1 pseudogene is annotated in these 1,033 nt (G+C 51.0%); it reads right to left on the bottom strand.

The annotated features are described in order from the left end of the window. Window positions 1-957 (bottom strand): annotated as a pseudogene (locus DBY97_RS11340) (IS5 family transposase); the annotation flags it as partial. Window positions 958-1,033 lie beyond the last annotated feature (76 nt).

Genomic DNA, 1,033 nt, shown 5'->3' with positions numbered 1-1,033 from the left:
ACACATCGCCTTCAGATGGCTTTGCGCACTCACTTTAATCAGCCCGAAATAGGCTGCCCGGGCATAGCGGAATTTACGGTGTAACGTACCGAAGCTTTGTTCGACTACATAACGGGTCTTCGACAAATGTCGGTTGCGTTTGGTTTGCACTTCCGACAGCGGATGTTTGCGGTGGGCTTTGCGCATAATGCCGTCCTGTAGCCAATACTCTTCCAGATGTTGCCGGTTTTCCTCACTGTCATAGCCTTTGTCGGCATAGACGGTCGTACCTTTGGGCAGTCCTTCCAACAAAGGCAACAGGTGTTTGCACTCATGGGCATTGGCAGGGGTAATGTGCAGTTTCTCGATATAGCCTTCCGCATCGGTACGGGTATGTTGTTTGTAACCGAGTTTGTAGAGGCCGTTTTTCTTGATCCAACGGGCATCGCTGTCTTTACTCGGTGTGTTTTGGCCGCTGACTTGTCCTTCTTCATCGACTTCTATGGCCTAACGCTGTTTGCTGCCGGCGGTCTGAATAATGGTGGCGTCAACGACGGCGGCGGATGCTTTCTCTACTTTTAGGCCTTTTTCAGTCAGTTGGCGGTTAATCAGTTTGAGCAATTCGGACAGGGTGTTGTCTTGCGCCAGCCAGTTGCGGTAGCGGCATAAGGTGCTGTAATCGGGGATGCTCAGTTCGTCAAAACGGCAAAACAGGTTGAAATCGATGCGGGTGATGAGGCTGTGTTCCAGTTCGGGATCGGAGAGGCTGTGCCATTGTCCGAGCAGGACGGCTTTGAACATGGACAACAGGGGATAGGTAGGACGACCGCGGTGGTCTCGGAGGTAACGGGTTTTTTGACGATTCAGGTACTGTTCGATCGGTTACCAATCAATCACCTGATCCAACTTCAATAGCGGGAAACGGTCGATGTGTTTGGCGATCATGGCTTGTGCAGTTTGCTGGAAGAAGGTGCTCATGGAAAATCCCCTAAATGTCTTGATGGGATTTAGGGGATTTTGGGGAATTTTGCAAAGGTCTCAGGCCGTCTGAAAC

Origin of the sequence: Neisseria subflava (genome assembly GCF_003044645.1) — a bacterium.
GTDB classification, from domain to species: domain Bacteria; phylum Pseudomonadota; class Gammaproteobacteria; order Burkholderiales; family Neisseriaceae; genus Neisseria; species Neisseria subflava_B.
This window is presented reverse-complemented; position numbering and strand designations above follow the sequence as displayed.